Origin of the sequence: Acidocella facilis ATCC 35904 (assembly GCF_000687875.1) — a bacterium.
Taxonomy (GTDB): domain Bacteria; phylum Pseudomonadota; class Alphaproteobacteria; order Acetobacterales; family Acetobacteraceae; genus Acidocella; species Acidocella facilis.
On the sequence record NZ_JHYG01000009.1, the window covers coordinates 61,466 to 78,620 of the forward strand.

Sequence of the window (17,155 nt, forward strand, 5' to 3'; positions counted from 1 at the left end):
GTGAGGCTAATAATTGAACTGGTAGGTCAGCCCCACCGAGCTGCCATTATTACCCGTGCTGTCCTGCCCCGTCGTCGTTTGCAGCTTCAGCCCCTTATAGAGATTGATCTGCACTTTCGCCGAGGTGCCGCCGCCGGACGTGGCCTGGCTGGCGCCCACATAAACCCCCGGCGCCACGTAGCGTCCGGCCTGCACGGCGGGGTTGCCGGCACTGTCGGAGCCCACCGAAAGCTGGTCCAGCCCCAGCGCGTTGCGCACCGAATCCACCGGGCTGAACCCCCCGCCGACACCGGTGAGCTGGGCCAGCGCCACCGCCAGCGAGGCTGCCTGGAACGGCGACAGGCTGGAGGCGCTCTGCTTGAACAGGATTTGAGAGAGGATTTCGTCAGACGGCATTGGCGGCGAGCTGGTCAAAGTGATCTTCGGCTTCGCCGCCGTACCGCCGATCACCAGCGTCGCGGTGCCGTTGGTGCTGGTCGGCGTCGTCGCCTCAAGATCCAGCACCGGGATGAAGCCGGCGCCGTTGAAATCGATCTTGCCGGAGGTGAATTGCAGCGTCGTGCCGGTCAGCGAGAAGGTGCCGCGGATCAGCTTGAAGCCGCCTGAGGGCTGCGGATTATCCGCCGTGCCGCCGATATGGATGTTGCCGCCCAGCTCCGCGAACAGCCCGTCGCCACGAATGAAGATCTGGTTCCTGGCACGGACATCCAGCGCAAGGCGGATCGGCGGGGCGGGGGGCGCGGCGCTGCTGGGTTTGGGCGGCGGCGCGCTGCCATTATGGATCGGCAGATTGGCGACCGAAGGCGGCAGCGATTTCGGCAGGTTGATATTGGCCTTGAGAATATCGACCGTGCCGCCGAGCGTGGCGTTGCCCTTCAGATCGCCCTGCAGGCGCAGCGCGGCATTCAGCGTCTCGTTGACCAGATCGGAGGAAATCGGCGTGGCGTGGTCCGCGTTCAGCGCAATATCCACCGGCAGGTTCGGCGCGCCGAGATTGATGCTGCCATGGCCGGTGATCTTGCCCTGGCCGGCGGTGGCGGACAGGCTTTGCAGGGTGATCAGCTTGTCGGCGGCGTTCACGCTGGCAGTGATGGCGGTGAGGTTGAGCCCGGAGGCGATGTTCTGCACACTGCCATCGGCCAGTTGCAGCGTGCCGTTGGCGCGCGGGGCCTTGGCGGTGCCGGAGATCCGCAGATTGGTGTCGATCCGTCCGCGCACCAGATTGCCGTTCGCGGCGAGGATCGGGTCGAGCAGCTTCAAATCCAGCCGTCCGGCCACCGCCAGGTTGATGGCGCCAGTGCTGGTGAAGGGGGCGGAGCCGCGGGCGGTGAGGTTCACATCCGGTCCGGCCTTCACCGCCACATCAAGCGCGGCACGCTGGCCTTGCAGATTGGCCTTGGCATCCAGGCTGGCGGCGGGCAGGGCGGCGGCGGGGCCGGCCTCGTCGCGCAGATTGCGGCCGGTGAGGCTGACCTGCCCGGCGGGGGCCTTTGGCGTGCCGGAGAGCTGGGCGCTGGTGCTCAGCGTGCCGCTGAGCTTGGTGTGCATCTTCGCCAGCGCCGGATTGAGCATCGCCAGATCGAGCTTTGCATTCAGCGCCAGCTTCATCGGCCCGGTCATTGAGAGCGGGGCGGTGCCGCGCGCGGTGATGGCCGCATCCGCCCCGGCCTGGGCCTTGATGTTCACATCGGCGCTGTCGCCTTTCAGCGTCGCGGTGCCGGAAATGCTCGCGGCGGGCAGGCCAGCGGTGGATTTGTCGATATAGCGCAGGCCGGTGGCAGTCAGCGCCACCTGCCCGGCGGGCGCCTTCGGCGTGCCGGTGACATTGGCGGTGAGATTGACGATGCCGGCGGCATTCACGCTGGGTACGAACAATTTCGCCAGCGCCAGATCGAGATTTTTCACGCTGGCCTTGGCGTTCAGCGTCGGGGAAAGGGTGCCGTCCAGTGCGATCGCGGCCTTGCCGACGGAGAGGTCCAGATGCCGCACCGCCATCTCCGGCTTGGCTTCGATGTCGGCGGGGCCGTTGAGCTTCGCGTTCAGCCCGTGCCAATTGCCGGTCAGGCTGGCCAGATGCGCGCTCTGCGCGGGAATATTCAGCGTGCCGGTGAGGGCGAGCTTGGCGGCCGCGCCCATCAGCCGGGCGACACTGGCATCCAGCTTCACCGCCAGCGCCTGGAGCGTGCCTTGCGCCTCCAGCGTGGCGTTGGCGGCACCGATCGACGGCACGCCGGAGATATTTTTGGCGGTGGCCTGCAGCGAGAGGTTCTGTTGCCCCTGATCGACGAAATCCGCCTGCAGCGCCCCATGCAGCTTCATGCCGGTGAAGGCATCGAAATCCGCGAGATGGCCCAGCGCCAGATGCGCGCTGCCGGTGGGCAGCTTGGCGCCGGCCGCCAGCGCCAGATCCGCCTGCGCCGCCAGTGATTTCCAGTCCAGCGTGGCGATGTTCAGGCTGGCGGCGCCATCCTGCTGGCGGGTGAAGCGGGCATCGATATTCAAGGGCGATCCGGCCAGCGTGCCGCTGCCGGTAAGAGTCCCTTGCGGCGCTTTCGGCAGATGCTGGGCGGTGAGGGTGAGCTGGAACGGGCCGCTCGGTACGTTCGGCACGCTGACCTGGCCGTCGATGGCGGTCTTGGTGGCGAAATCCTGCATGGTGCCGGTGACATGGCTATGCAGCTGCAGCGCGCCCTGCAGCCGTGGCAGCAGGGTTGCGAGGTCGTTGAGCTTGGCATCTGTGGTCAGGTCGAGCTGCTGCTTGTCCAGTACCCCATGGCCGTTGATCTGCGCGTGCGGGGCATCCAGCAAGAGCTGGCCGATGGTGACCTTGTGGCCCTGCAGGCTGGCGAGCAGCGAAAGATGCGTCTCGCCATTAAGGAATTTATCCAGCCCGGCGGGGGATTGGTTCAGCGCGACATCGCCTTGCAGCGCCAGCGTCGCGCCATCCTGTTTCGCGGTCGGCTCCACCACCAGATGCAGCTGGGTCTGGCCGCTGATCGGCTGCCTGGCCAGCGTGCCGAACGGGGCCAAGGCGGGCACGCTCAGCACCACATCCGCGAACGGGGATGTCTGGTCCAGCCCCAGCGTGCCGGTCACGTTCAGCCGGGCATCGCCCAGCGCCAGCGCCGCCTGCAGCGCGGCATGGGCGCGCGGGCCGTTCAGCATGACGTCGAATTTCAACGGCAGCCGCACTTGCGGGCCGGCAAAATGCCCAATCAGCCCGTTCGGCGGCTCCTGCACATGCAGCTTCATCGCCACATTCCGCGGGTCGAGCGTGCCGGTGAGGGCGTAATCCGCATCGCCGCTTTCGGTGGTGGCGTTCAGCGCAATGTCGCCATGCTGGAGATCGCGCAGATGCGTCTGCCCGGTGACATGCAGCGTCACATCCTCACCGGCCAGCGATGGCGCCACATGCAGCGCGGCGATCTCCAGCCGGTCGAGGTTGAGCCGCAAGCTGGGCAACTGGCTGTTGCCGGAATTTTTGCGCTTGCTGGCTGGATAGGCGGGGGCGCGGGCAACATCCAGGCTTTGCGCGCTCAAAAGCCGCACGGCGAGATTGCGCCGCAAGAGCTGCAAGGGCGACCATTTCAGTGTCACATCCCGGCCAGAGAACCAGATGCCTTTCGGGTCCTTCACCGCGAAGCTGGTGATATTGATGTCCGCCGGGAAATGCCCGCGCAGCTGGCCGATCTGGATATAAGCGGCGCCGTATTTATTGATCTCGCGCACCGCGAAGGCCCGCCCGCCGGCGGAATTCAGCGCCACCACCACGCCCACCATCGCCAGAATGACGATGACCACCAGCCCCAGCAGTCCGATCAGGATGCGTTTCACCCAGCGCATGGTTCAGAACGCCTCCCCGAGCCCGATATAGAGCCCGAAGGCGCTGCTGCCCGGGGTGCGCTTCAGCGGCAGCGCGAAATCCACCCGGATCGGCCCGATCGAGGTGTAATAGCGCGCCCCCAGCCCGGCGCCGACGCGAAGCGTGCCCTTGAACGGGGCAGAGCCCGCACTGACCTGCCCGGCATCGATGAACGGCACGATGCCGATGCTCTTGGTGATATGCTGGCGGAATTCCAGATTGATCGCATCCAGCGCCAGCCCGCCCTGGGGCGTGTCGTCCGCGAAAAGCGGGCCGATGGTCTGGTAGGTATAGCCGCGCACCGTGCCCGAACCGCCCGCGTAGAAGCGCTGATCCGCCGGCACGCCAAACTGGCTCGCCCCCTGGATGCTGCCCAGCACCCCATGCAGCGCCACCACGCCCCAGGCTTTGCGCTCGACCGGGAAATAAACCGAGCCGGTGCCTTGCAGGATCACGAACGGATCATGCGGGGTGCCGACCACCGGCATGGTCGGGGTGATGGTGAGGGAGAGCTTATGGCCGCGCGTGGGCTCCAGCAGCGAGTTGCTGGTGTCCCAAGTGAAATTGATCGGGAATTGCGCCAGCAAATAGCTGCGCGCCACCCCTTCCTGGTCCACCCGCTCGGTGGTGAAGCTGGGGCCGTAGGTGATGGCGGTATGGGCGGTGATGGGCCGCGAGAGCGAGCCGCCGATGATGATGCCGGTGCGCCGATAGGCGGTGAGGGATTGCTGCAGCCCCTCGGCGGAGAGAGTCAGCGTCTGGCCGCGCACATAATAATCCGGCTTGGTGAACACGCCTTTGATGTCATAGCCAGGTGCGGTCGTGCCCGTACCGCCCAGCCCGTTGGCGGCGACCGAGAGGGTCAGTGTCTCGGCATGGCCGAAGAGATTGCGATTCTCCCAGCTGGTGCCGATGGAGACACCCAGATCCGTCGCATAGGCGCCGGAGAGCGTGACCGCGTGCAGCTTCTGCTCGGTGACATGAAAGCTGATCGGCACCTGGCCGGAGACCGCCTGTATCGCCGGCACCGCGGTCACGGAGGAGAATACCCCCAGCCCCAGCAGCGAATCGCGGGCCTGCTGCACCGCTTTGTCGGAATATGGCTGGCCCTGGCGCAGCCTGATATGGCGGGCGAGGAAGGCCGGATCGGTGCGGGTGAGGCCGGAGAAGCTGACCGCGCCGATATCCACGCGCGGGCCAGGGGTGACGCTGTAGCTCACATTCAGCGTATGCGTTGCCTCATTCGCCACCGCGTAAGGGGGCGCCACCTCGGCGAAGGCATAGCCGGCATTTTGCAGATCGGTGGTGAGCTTGGCCGGTACGGCGAGAATCGGCGCGGCGGTGGCGGGCTGGCCGGTGCGGATGCCGGGGTGCGGCTTGAAGCCCGCCGGCAGGCCGGTGATGTTCACCTGGCCGAGGTTGAACAGCGCGCCTTTCTGGGTGGAGATGGCGACCTTGGCCTGGCTGCCCTGGGGCAGGCGGGTGAGATGATCGAGCAACGCCGGATCATTGAGGGACATGCCGTCGATGGTGATCTTTGCCGTGCCGGCATCATAGCCCAGCGCATGCAGCACGGTGATGAAATGCGTCTCATCCGTGCGCGCCCGGCCGATCAGCGCGAACGGGGCAGGGGGGAGCTTCTTCTGCAACGAGACCAGCGAGGAGGTCTGCTTCATCAGCCCGTCCAGCCCGCCATCGCCGGACGGGGCAAAGCTGACATTGTAATTCACCGGATCGGCCCCCTCGGCGGCATTGCCGCCGAGGACGAGGCAGAGGCACAGAAGGGGGCGTGTCCACCGGCGCATGCTTTAATATGTGACAGCAAAGCCAGGGGTTTTCCACCCCCTCGGCCGTTAACCGACTGTAATTTATAGGAAAGGCTTGGGCCGCGCCGCGCCCGCCGCGCCTGGGTTTAGACGGCGCCGCGTCCGCTGCGCCGGGGTTTGGCCGCGTCCGGGGCCGGGAAGCCAAGATAATTCAGCCCGTTCACCATATGCTTGGGCAACTCCGCCTCGATGCTCAGCAGGCCGCCTTCCGGGTGCGGAAAGCTGAGCCGGCGCGCATGCAGATGCAGCTGGTTGGCGAAATGCTCATGATAGGCGCTGCCATAAACCTCATCGCCCAGAATCGGCGTGCCCAGGGCCAAACAATGGGCGCGCAGCTGGTGCATCCGCCCGGTATGCGGGCTCAGCTCCGCCAGGCAGAATTTGCGCCCGGCCTTGTCCAGAATGCGATAATCGGTGATCGCCTTCTGCGCCTCCTTATCCTTGCGCGAGGCTGGCTCGGCGCGGGAGGTCTGGCCGAGATCGATGCGCTTCAGCGGCAGATCGATCCGCCCTTCCAGCGCATCCGGCAGCCCGACCAGCAGCGCCCAGTAGGTTTTCTCGACATCGCGGCCGCGAAACGCCGCCGAGAGCTTCGCCGCCACCTTGCCCGAACGGGCGATGACCAGTACGCCGGAAGTGTCGCGGTCCAGCCGGTGCACCAGTTTGGGCCGCTCCGGATGCTCGCCCTGCAGCGCATCCAGCATCCCGTCCACATGCACGGCGATGCCCGAGCCGCCCTGCACCGGCAGCCCGGCCGGCTTGTTCAGGACAATCACCGAATCATCCTGATAGATCACCATCCGCTCCAGCTCCTTGGTGCGGTTTTCATCCATCTTGACGATCTGGCGGGGCTTGGGCGCGTCGGTCGGCGGGGCGATCTCGGGCAGGCTCAGCACATCGCCCAGCGCCAGCCGGTCATTCGCCTCCGCACGGCTGCCATTGCGGCGGATCTTGCCGGTGCGCAGCAATTTTTGCAGCACGCCCTGGGTGAGGCCCGGCACTTCGCGGCGCAGGAAACGGTCCAGCCGCATCTCGGCGCCGGCCTCGGGGACTTGTATCTCGGTGGTCATTGCCTCTCTTCGCGCAATTTCTGCCAATAAGCGAGGCGCTTGACGATTTCGCGTTCAAAGCCACGCTCCACCGGCCGGTAGAAATCCGGGCGCCCCATGCCTTCGGGGAAGTAGTTGTCGCCGGAGAAGCCGTCCTCGGTGTCGTGGTCGTACTGGTAGCCTTCGCCATAGCCGAGGTTCTTCATCAGCTTGGTGGGGGCGTTGAGGATGTTCATCGGCGGCATCAGGCTGCCGGTTTCCTTGGCGGCGCGGTTGGCGGCACCGATGGCCTTATAAACGGCGTTGGATTTCGGCGCGGTGGCCAGATACACCACCGCCTGGGCGATGCAGACCTCCCCCTCCGGCGAGCCCAGCCGCTCATAGGCCTCCCAGGCGGAGAGGGCCTGCACCAGCGCCTGCGGGTCGGCCAGGCCGATATCCTCGGCGGCGAAGCGGGTGACGCGCCGGGCGATATAGCGCGGGTCTTCCCCGCCCGCGAACATCCGCGCCAGCCAGTACAAGGCCGCATCCGCATCCGAGCCGCGCATGGATTTATGCAGGGCGGAGATGAGGTTGTAATGCTCTTCGCGGTCGCGGTCATAAAGGGCGGCGCGGCGGGAGAGCAGCTGGCCCAGGGCGGTTTCATCCAGAGATGTGCCGGGGGGCAAAGCGAAAAGCTGTTCGGCCATGTTGAGCAAAGCGCGGCCATCGCCGTCGGCCATGGCGCGCAGGCTGGCGCGCGCCCCTGGCGTGAGGGGCAGAGGCTGGCTCATCTCCGCCTCGGCGCGGCTGAGCAGCTCCTCCATCGCCGCATCGTCCAGCCGGCGCAGCACGAAGACCTGGGCGCGGGAGAGCAGCGCGCCATTCAGCGCGAAGCTGGGATTTTCCGTGGTGGCGCCGATCAGCGTGATCGTCCCGGCCTCCACCACCGGCAGAAACGCATCCTGCTGGGCGCGGTTGAAGCGGTGGATCTCGTCCACGAACAGCAGCGTGGCGCGGCCGGCGCGGTGCAGCCGGGTGGCGTCCTCGAACACTTTCTTGAGGTCCGCGACGCCGGAGAACACCGCCGAGATCTGCCGGAATTGCAGCCCCGCCGCATCCGCCAGCAGCCGGGCGATGGTGGTTTTGCCCACGCCGGGCGGGCCCCAGAGGATGATCGAGGCCAGCGAGCCGCGCGCCAGCATGCCGGTGAGGCTGCCCTCCGGCCCCAGCAAATGCGCCTGGCCCGCGACATCGCCCAGCGCCTTCGGGCGCAGCCGTTCCGCCAAGGGTTGGCTGCCCGGATTGGCCGGCATGGCAGCCTCTGGCGGGCCGAACAGATCATCTTCCTGCATGGCTGACATTTAGCCGCAAGCAGGGCCCCTTGCCATGGCGCGCAGTTGAACGGCGCGCATCTCTGCCCTAGATCTGTCATATGGCAAAAGAAAATGGCCCGGTGCTCGACATGACGCCCGATGGGCACTTCGTCGAGCCGTCTAAACCCTCTCTGGCGCAGATCGCGCTGCGGTTGCTGGCGTTCGCGGTGGCGCTTGGCGTCGGCGCGGTGGTGGTCTGGACCGCCTTCCTGATGATCCCGGTGCTGCTGGTGCTGGGGTTTGCCGGCTATCTGCTGATGCGCGGCCAGCGGCGGGGCTGGCGGGGTTTTTGAGCAGTATTCCTGACGCCCGCTGGTAAAATTAGAAAAAGTTTTTGGGGGTATGGGGACTTTTTTCAAAAAGTCCCCATAAACGTTGGGGTGGTGGCAACGCCGTTGCCACCACCCCAAACGTTTTTCGCCGCTTTTTTGAAAAAAAGCGGCACCAAAAAATTTTTATAATTTCAAAAAAGTTGTTTATAAACAAACTACTAGGTCAGTACCGGCTCCAGATCCACGCCGACACTCAGCGAATGCCGGCCACCGCCCAGAATCACCCCGCGCAGCGGCGAGACATCGTTGAAATCCCGGCCCCAGGCCAGAGTCACATGCTCATTGCTGACTAGAAGATTGTTGGTCGGGTCGAAATCCACCCAGCCGATTTCCGGGCCGAGCCAGACGCCGATCCAGGCATGGCTCTGATCCGCGCCGCGCCGCTTTTCCTGCCCCGGCGGCGGCAGCGTGCGCAGATAGCCTGACACATAGCGCCCCGGCAGCCCCAGCGCGCGCAGGCAGGCCAGCATGAAATGCGCATAATCCTGGCAGACCCCGGTGCGGGTGCGTAAAATCTGCAGCGCCGTGGTGAAATTATTGGTCACCCCAGGCTTGTAGGTCATCTCATTGAAGATGCGCTGGTTCAGCTCCAGCACCGCCTCCAGCATGTCCCGCCCCGGCCGGAAGCTCACCGCGGCATAATCCGCGATCTCCCCGACCGGTCTGGCGAGGTCGCTCGGCAGGCAGAACTCCGCCACCTCCACCTCATGCAGCGCCCAGGCGGCGATCGCCTCCCAGCGCGGCGTGTGCGCCGGCGGCAAGGGCTGCTCCACCTCGATCGTCGCACTCAGCGTCACGTTGAACTGCTTATGCGCCCCGGTCAGCGAGACGCTGGTGGTGAAATTGCCGAAATGGTCGATCTCATCGCGCCGGTTGTCCGGCAGCGGCGAGATCTCCAGCCGCGCCTCGCGGATGATCTGGCCGGGGCGCGAACGCGGCAGCAGATGCATGAAATGCGTGCCGATCACCACCGGTTCGGCGTAATCATAGGCGGTGGCGTGGTTCAGGCGGTACAGGGTCATATCGCGGCGGACTGTGGCAAGTTATTGTGCCGCTTCCAAGATCTCTTCATCCTCAAGCGTATGCGCCGCGGGCAGCAGCGTGAAGAAGCGCCGCTGCACGCGGTCGGACAGGGTGCGCAGCTTCGCCGCCATGGCGCTCAAAGTGGCGCTCAGCGCCGCGCCGCCGCCGGCCAGATCGGCCAGCTCATGCTGCAGCAGCCTTGCGGTTTCGGCATCGTCATCCGCCCCCAGCCGCTCCAGGCAGGCGCGCAGCGCGTTGCACTGGAAGGCCAGGGCGCGCGGGTTGGAGCCATCGGCCAGCAGCATCGCCAGCACCGGGCCGGGGGCGATGATGCCGGCATGGCGTAGCTCATAGCTCAGCACCGAATCGGCGAGCTCGATGCCCAGCGCCAGCCCCGGCTCCAGCCGGGGGATCGGCCCGTCCAGCAAAATCGCCAGCGTCTCCGCCATCGTCTCGGCGCGCTCCAGCCGGCGGCCCATTTCCAGGAACAGCCAGCCACCATCGCGGGACATGTTCTCCGCCGCGATGCCGGCGAAGCTGGCGGCGAAATTCAGCATCACCGGCAAGGCCGCTTCCTCGTTCGGCAGCGCCTCATTGGCCTGCTGCAGCGCCAGCCGCACGGTGGCGAGCATCGAGGGCGAAAGCCGCTCGGAGGAGGCATCCACCAGCCGCGCCACCTCCTTCACCAGCCCGGCCAGCGGGCGGCGGCGCGCCAGCGTCTGGCGCAGCAGCCGGCCGGAGAGGGCGGAGCCCGCCACATCCGCCGGCAGCAGCCCGGCCTGGCCGAGACAGCGCGAGATCAACCCGCGCTCGGCCATGTCACGCGGCAGCGAGGTGCCGGATTCCAGCCGGGGCAGGGCCAGCATCAGCAGCCGCGCAGCCGCCTCCAGCCGCTCCACCGAGCGGCCGAGCCAGAACAGATTATCCGCCAGCCGCGAGGGCAGATGCGCGGCGGCGAGGAATTTCACCTTCTCCGGCGGCTCGGCCGGGGGCGCGCCGGAGATCATTCGCGATTCCTCGCCGTCGAACACCCAGAGATCCTTCAGCCCCAGCCCGGCTTGCGCATCCATCGCCAGGCCCAGCCCGCCCGGCAGCACCTGCCACTGCAGCCCGTCATGCCAGGAGAAGATGCGAAAACAGAGTGGCGCCTTGGTCAGCACGCCATCAGGGGCGAGGAAGGGCGCTTGCGAGGCCAGCGCCACATCTTCCGGCTCGGCCTGCTGCATCTTGTGCGGCGCCCCCAGCAGCGGCTCGAACAGCTCCTGCAGATAAGGGTGCAGCACCTGCGACTCCAGCAGCTTGCTGCCGGGGGCGTTGAGCATGTTCAGCACCCCGGCCCGCACCGCCCCGAAGGCGCCGGGAATGCCCGCCCCTGGCCGGCCGCCTTGCTCCAGCGGGTCGAGATCGATGCCCGACAGGCCGCGAACCAGTGTTGCGACATGCAGCAGCCCGCTCAGCGTTTTCATATGCAAGGCGCCGTTGCGGGTGGCGAGATCGGCCGGCTCGATCATCAGCACGCCCAGCGCGCGCGCCAGCAGCGCATCGTCGCCATTCGGCAGCCCCGGGGCGGCCGCGCCGCCGGAGAGCACCGCCACCAGCCCGCCTTCGGCCCGGCGCTGCAGCTGATCCACCAGAATCTCCCGCGCCGGCCGCAGCGAGCGCAGCGCCCCGGCCCGGAATAATTCAGGCAGCACCCCATTCGCCAGGCGGCGCAGCGTGAGCGCGTGGCCAAGACCGGGAATGGTCCCGGTATGGTCGCGCAGCAGCTTGAAGCGCCCATCGGTGCCGCGAATCACATCCGCCGCATACAGCCCCAGGCGCGGTGCCGGTAGTGGCCCGCCAGTATGCAGCGCGCGCAGAAAGAACGGGTCCGCCAGCACCAGCGCCGGCGGCAGCCGGCCCAGACGCATCAGGCTCTGCGGGCCGTAGAGATCTTCCATCACCTGTGAGAGCAGCTCGGCGCGCTGGCTGACCGCCTCTTCCAGCCAGGCGAATTCCGAGGCGGTGAGCAGCGCCGGCAACGGGTCGTAAGGCCGGGCGGCGGGCAGCAGCGCCGGCGCGGCCAGCCCCACCTGCCGGCCCAGCGCCGCGCAGCGCCGCTCCAGCTCGATCATGCCCATTTCGCGCACGGCCGACAAAACCGGCGACCAGGGGCTTTTCAGCCGTCCCTGTCGGTCCAGTGTTTCATCGTAGGGTGACAAAATTTGCATTTCGACAGGATTAACAGAGTGTAGGACGGGTGCCTACCTGTCCCTGATTGCAAGCCCGGTCGGTCTGGTCGCGCCATGGGAAACGGCGCGGCGCGGCGGCGGGGCGTGCTTGGTCCGATGCTTGCATAACTGTCATGAAGTCTAAATCCCGCAGCCAGGGAGGCACCTTGCGGACATGGATGTTTTGAAGGCAGATTTACAATGTACCATGACGGATCGGCGCCAAATCTCAGGTGATGCGTGCTGAATTGCTGGGCGGCTTCTGCCCGGTTGGTGCTCTTCGCGCGCAAGCACGGGCTGTTTCCGGCCTGTCACTCCGAACCTGATACCCTGACGACCCATCGCTTTTTCCATCATCATTTTTTCCGCCTAGGCGCGCCGGAGGCTTTGGTTTGAGCGACATTTTTCAGCATTTATGGCCCGAATATGATCCAGGCCGTTTCTTTTGCGAACTGACGACGCCGCGCGCCGATGCCGGCCCGGTGCCGCGATGGCTGGCCGAGCGGCTGCAGGGCATCGGGCTGGAAGCGCTGCGCGCCCGCGCCTCCGCCGCCGAAACCGATCTGATCGATCTCGGCGTCACCTTCACGGTCTATTCCGACGCCACGGCGATCGACCGAATCCTGCCCTTTGATTGTATCCCGCGTGTATTAACCGCGCCTGAATGGGATCTGCTGGAGCGCGCCTGCGCCCAGCGTGTGAAGGCGCTGAACCTGTTCCTGGGCGATATCTACGGCAAGGGCCATGTGGTGAAGGATGGCATCATCCCCGGCGAGCTGGTTTATGGCAACGCCAATTACCGCCCGGAGATGAAGGATTTCCCGGTCCCCCACGGCACCTATGTGCATGTCTGCGGCATCGACATCATCCGCGACGAGGCGGGGGATTTCCGGGTGCTGGAGGATAATGCCCGCACCCCGTCCGGCGTCTCCTATGTCATCGAGAACCGGCATCTGATGCTGCGCACCTTCCCGGACCTGATGTCCGGCATCAAACTGAAGCCGGTGGATGATTACGGGCGGCGCCTGCGCGCGGCGATGGCCGAGGTGGCGCCGGGCGACAATGCGGACCCGCAGGTGGTGCTGCTCTCGCCGGGCATCTACAACTCCGCCTATTTCGAGCATGTGTTCCTGGCCCGCGAGATGGGCGTGCCGCTGGTGGTGGGGGCGGATCTGACGGTCGAGAACGACCGCGTCTTCATGCGCACCATCTCCGGGCTGAAGCCGGTGCACACGATCTATCGCCGGCTGAATGACGATTTCCTGGACCCGGAAGTGTTCCGGCCGGATTCCATGCTGGGCGTGCCCGGGCTGATCCGCGCCTGGAAGGCCGGCAATGTCGCCATCGCCAATGCTGTCGGCACCGGGGTGGCGGATGACAAGGCGGTCTATGCCTATATGCCGCGCATCATCAAATATTATCTGGATGAGGAGCCGCTGATCCAGAATGTCGAGACCCATATCTGCCGCGAGCCGGAAGGGCTGAAATATACGCTGGAGAATCTCGACAAGCTGGTGACCAAGCCGGTGGGTGAATCCGGCGGCTACGGCATCACCATCGGCCCGCGCGCCTCAAAGGAGGAGCTGGAGAAAGTGCGCGAGACCATCTCCGCCGACCCGGATAACTGGATCAGCCAGCCGATGATCGGCCTCTCCGTCGGCCCGACTTTGGCGGAAGAGGGCATCGGCCCGCGCCATCTGGATCTGCGGCCCTTCATCGTCACCGGCAAGGAAAGCTGGGTGCTGCCCGGCGGGTTATCACGAGTCGCAATGAAAAGGGGGTCGCTTATCGTGAATTCGAGCCAGGGCGGCGGCTCCAAGGATACCTGGGTTCTGGCCGAGGATTTCAGCAAGGACGACCCCACGAAGGGAGACACGCCATGACCCATATGCGCGACCCCGGGCTGCTCGCCCGCGACGCCGAGGGGCTGTTCTGGATGGCGCGCTATCTGGAGCGCGTCGAAAACATGGCGCGGCTGATCGATGTGACGCAGAGCTTCGAGAGCCCCGGCTTCGAGACCGAGGCCTGGTTCGGGCTCATCCGCATCAATGCCGATGAGAAGAATTTCCTGGAGCGCGGCTTCTCGGCGGATGCGACGCATGTGAAGCGCTTCTATCTGCTGGATAAGGGCAACAGCACCTCCATCCCCGCCAGCCTGGAGGATGCGCGCACCAACGCCCGCACCTTGCGGCCGCTGATGAGCACGGAGATGTGGAAGCAACTCAACGTGTTTCACCGCTTTGTCAGCCGGATCACGCCGGAGGATCTGGAGGGGGACGCGCTCTCGCGGCTCTGCACCCGGATCAAGGAGGGGGTGCAGGCCCATACCGGCATCACCCAGGGCACCATCTACCGGGACCAGGGTTGGTATTTCTACGAGCTGGGCCGCTATATCGAGCGGGCCGACCAGACCACCCGCATGCTGGACATCAAATTCACCGCCCTGCTGCCGCGCGGCGGGGAGGAGAAGCGGGTGGCGGAGCTGACGCAATGGAACGCGATTTTGCGCGCCGCCGCCGGCTATCACGCCTTCAAGCGTCAGGCCCGGGCGCAATTCGCGCCGGAGGATGTGGTGCAGTTCCTGCTGCGCGATCCCTCCAACCCGCGCTCGCCGCTGCTCTGCGTGCGCCGGATTGAATCGCATCTGGATGATCTGCGCCGGCATTTCGGCCTGTCACGCGGCGCGGAGGCGCTGGAGCGGGTGGAGATGCTGCGCGAGCTCTTGTTGGAGGTCAAGCTCAGCCATATTTTAGCCACGGGTCTGCACGATTATTTGGACCTCGTACAAATATACCTGCAGGAGCTCGCAGGGGCCATTGGCCGCGCCTTTTTCCGCGATTGGCGGCCCGAGCCGACGCCTGAGTCGCAATTGCAGGGGCCGTCGTCCCCGTCACAGTCTCAAACACAGGTCAGCGCGTGAGCATTACTGTCAAACCCGAGATCAAGACCGGCTCCAGCCAGGCGAACCGCGCGGCATCGTTCGCGCGCTTCGCCTGGCCGGCCGGGATCTTCCTGCTGGCGCTGCTGCCGCGGGTGATCGATCTCGGGCGCCGGCCCTTCTGGCTGGATGAGATGTTCACCCTGCAACGCGCCTCGCTGCAGCCGGGCGCCTTGATGGTGAATTCCTTCCAGAATCATCACATGCCGAGCTTCTTCCTGATGCTGGCGCCGCTGACCCATTTCGGCGATCCGCAATTCTGGCTGCGCCTGCCCTCGGCCCTCTTCGGCGCGGCGGCGGTGATGCTGGTTTATCTGATCGCGGCGCGCATCGCCGGGCGGCTGGCTGGGGTGCTGGCGGCCCTGGTGCTGGGCTTCTCGCCGATGGCGCTGGCCTTCGCCCAGGAAGCGCGCTCCTACACCATGGAAATGACGCTGATCCTGGTGGCGCTCTACGGCGTCACCAGGCTGACGCTGGATCTGCCGGCGGCCAGCCGCAACTGGCGCCAGGCCAAGGCGGGCTGGCTCTGCTTCGTACTGGGGACCGTCGCGGCGCTGGATGTGCTGGGTGATGCGCTGCCCTGGTGGCTGGCCGCCAATCTGATCTTCCTTTGCCTGCTGGGGTTCAGCGATCATCGGCGGGGGCTGTTGCGCAATCTCGCCCTGGCGGATGCCGCCATCCTGGCCCTCACCGCGCCATTCTATCTGGTCATGCTGCATTTCCAGACCGAGAGCGTGACCAACGCGCTGGGCTGGATTCCGCCGCTGGACGCGGCGCGCCTCTGGTACAGCCTGGGCAGCGTCTATTTCATGCATGTGGCGGATTGGGTTTCCTTCCGCTTCATCTCCCGCGATGCGACGCCGGGCGTGATCTGGCTGATCGATGCGGCGCTGCTCGCCACACTCTGCGTCGCTGGCTGGAAGCTGCGCCGCCGCCCGGCGGTGATGGCGATGCTGGCGGTGGCCTTGCTGTTCCTGCCGGTGCTGTTCGTGCTGATTTCCCTGAAGCACCCGATTTTCCTGCCGCGCTATCTGCTCTGGAGCGCGGCGCCTTTCGCGATCGTGGCCGGGATTGGTGGCGCGGCGCTGCTGGACCGGCGCGCGCCGGGCGTGGCCTGGGCCGCGGTGGTGGGGGCGGGCGCGCTGCTACTCGTCAACGCGCTGCCTTACTACGCCGCCGAGACCAAGCCGCGCTGGGACGTGGCCGCGCAGATTCTGGCCAATGACGTAGCCCCCGGAGATATGCTCTATCTCTCCGATGACGGGGCGTTGCCGATCCTGCAGCATTATCTGCCGGCCGACGCGAGGGCGACGGTGCTGGCCCATGCCGGCGGCGACCTTGCCCAGGCCCAGCAGGCGGTCGCTTCGGGCAAGCGGGTCTGGGTGGTCTATGGTCATGCCGGGCAGAATACTGGCACCGCGAAAGAATTCTTTGCCAAGACCAAGACGCTGGGCGAGCCGAGCGTGGTGGAAGGGGCGGGGCGGCGGATCGCCATCGTGCTCTATGATCCGGCGTCGCATCTGGCCTTCTGCACCCAGCTCGGGATGAAGGACGGGATTTGTAGCTGAGCATTCTGGGGGGCGCTGGCGGTGCATAGGACCGGGCGGCTTTCGCCGCTTTTTTGAAAAAAGCGGCACCAAAAAACTTTTGCAATTTTTCCAACAAAAACCCCGCCTGGGCTGTACCCGGGCGGGGTGTTTCAGCAGCGCGGAGGTTATTTCTCCACGAACGCCTTTTCGATCACATACTGGCCCGGCACCGAATGGCTGCCCTCCGCAAAGCCGCGGGCCTCCATCATCGCCTGCAACTGCGCCAGCATCTCCGGGCTGCCGCACAGCATCACCCGGTAATCTTCCTTATTGAACGTCGGCAGGCCGAGATCCGCCTCCAGCTTGCCCTGCTCCAGCAGGTCCGTGATGCGGCCCTGGTTGCGGAAGGGCTCGCGGGTCACGGTCGGGTAGTAAAGCAGCTTTTCGCGCGCCAGCTCGCCGAAGAACTCGTCCTCCAGCAGATCCGCGACGACCTTCTCGCCATAGGCCAGCTCCGCCACCTCGCGGCAGCCATGCACCAGCACCAGCTTCTCATAACGGTCATAGGCCTCGGGATCCTTGATCACCGAGACGAACGGCGCCAGCCCGGTGCCGGTGGCGAGCATGGTGAGATATTTGCCCGGGGTCAGGCTGTCCTGCACCAGCGTGCCGGTGGGCTTGCCGCCGACGATGATCTCATCGCCCGGCTGCAGCTTCTGCAGATGCTGGGTCAGCGGGCCGTTCGGCACCTTGATGGAGAAAAACTCCAGCTGGTCCTCATGATTGGCGCTGCACAGCGAATAAGCGCGCAGCAGCGGCCGCCCATTGATGGGCAGGCCGATCATCACGAATTGTCCATTGAGAAAGCGCAGGCCCGGATTGCGCGTCGTCGTGAAGCTGAACAGCCGGTCCGTCCAGTGCCGGACGGTTTTCACCGTCTCGGTATACATCGTCGCCAAGGTCTCTTGCTCCGCACAAAAAATCGGACCCGTCCTTAGACGCTCCGGCGGAAAATGTTAACCTCTATTTTG

At 65.8% G+C, this 17,155-nt stretch carries 11 protein-coding genes; 4 read left to right on the forward strand and 7 right to left on the reverse strand.

The genetic code is table 11. The features are described from left to right. Positions 1-6: 6 nt before the first annotated feature. From T331_RS18325 to T331_RS0112685, 4 genes are all read right to left on the reverse strand, one after another. Entirely contained in the window at positions 7-3,843 is a 3,837-nt protein-coding gene (locus T331_RS18325; RefSeq protein WP_026440285.1) for a translocation/assembly module TamB domain-containing protein, read from the reverse strand. A gap of 3 nt (positions 3,844-3,846) precedes the next feature. Further along, positions 3,847-5,667 (reverse strand): autotransporter assembly complex protein TamA, encoded by a 1,821-nt coding sequence (locus T331_RS0112675; RefSeq protein ID WP_026440286.1) that lies wholly within the window; start codon positions 5,665-5,667, stop codon positions 3,847-3,849. A gap of 107 nt (positions 5,668-5,774) precedes the next feature. Beyond that, positions 5,775-6,758 (reverse strand): RluA family pseudouridine synthase, encoded by a 984-nt coding sequence (locus tag T331_RS0112680; RefSeq protein ID WP_026440287.1) that lies wholly within the window; start codon positions 6,756-6,758, stop codon positions 5,775-5,777. Then, positions 6,755-8,071, reverse strand: coding sequence for a replication-associated recombination protein A (locus T331_RS0112685; RefSeq protein WP_407637432.1), 1,317 nt, complete (start codon positions 8,069-8,071; stop codon positions 6,755-6,757). The genes T331_RS0112680 and T331_RS0112685 overlap by 4 nt, the downstream gene beginning before the upstream one ends. An 80-nt stretch (positions 8,072-8,151) precedes the next feature. Between T331_RS0112685 and T331_RS0112690 the strand changes: the two genes are divergently transcribed. After that, positions 8,152-8,385 (forward strand): hypothetical protein, encoded by a 234-nt coding sequence (locus T331_RS0112690; protein ID WP_026440289.1) that lies wholly within the window; start codon positions 8,152-8,154, stop codon positions 8,383-8,385. A gap of 197 nt (positions 8,386-8,582) precedes the next feature. Here T331_RS0112690 and T331_RS0112695 read toward each other — a convergent pair whose 3' ends face one another. After that, positions 8,583-9,446, reverse strand: a complete 864-nt coding sequence (locus tag T331_RS0112695; RefSeq protein ID WP_008492319.1) for a transglutaminase family protein — start codon at positions 9,444-9,446, stop codon at positions 8,583-8,585. 21 nt (positions 9,447-9,467) lie between these two features. Continuing rightward, entirely contained in the window at positions 9,468-11,567 is a 2,100-nt protein-coding gene (locus T331_RS0112700; RefSeq protein ID WP_244876958.1) for a circularly permuted type 2 ATP-grasp protein, read from the reverse strand. 482 nt (positions 11,568-12,049) lie between these two features. Between T331_RS0112700 and T331_RS0112705 the strand changes: the two genes are divergently transcribed. Genes T331_RS0112705 through T331_RS18330 form a run of 3 tightly spaced genes read left to right on the forward strand, consistent with a single transcriptional unit; the run spans position 12,050 to position 16,163 of the window. Beyond that, positions 12,050-13,540, forward strand: coding sequence for a circularly permuted type 2 ATP-grasp protein (locus T331_RS0112705; protein WP_008492321.1), 1,491 nt, complete (start codon positions 12,050-12,052; stop codon positions 13,538-13,540). Continuing rightward, entirely contained in the window at positions 13,537-14,577 is a 1,041-nt protein-coding gene (locus T331_RS0112710; protein ID WP_008492322.1) for an alpha-E domain-containing protein, read from the forward strand. The genes T331_RS0112705 and T331_RS0112710 overlap by 4 nt, the downstream gene beginning before the upstream one ends. After that, a complete protein-coding gene (locus tag T331_RS18330; protein ID WP_051622362.1) occupies positions 14,574-16,163 on the forward strand; it encodes a glycosyltransferase family 39 protein in 1,590 nt (529 codons plus the stop codon). The genes T331_RS0112710 and T331_RS18330 overlap by 4 nt, the downstream gene beginning before the upstream one ends. A 146-nt stretch (positions 16,164-16,309) precedes the next feature. Here T331_RS18330 and T331_RS0112720 read toward each other — a convergent pair whose 3' ends face one another. Next, complete coding sequence (locus T331_RS0112720; protein ID WP_026440291.1) at positions 16,310-17,083, reverse strand: ferredoxin--NADP reductase; 774 nt, start codon at positions 17,081-17,083, stop codon at positions 16,310-16,312. Positions 17,084-17,155 lie beyond the last annotated feature (72 nt).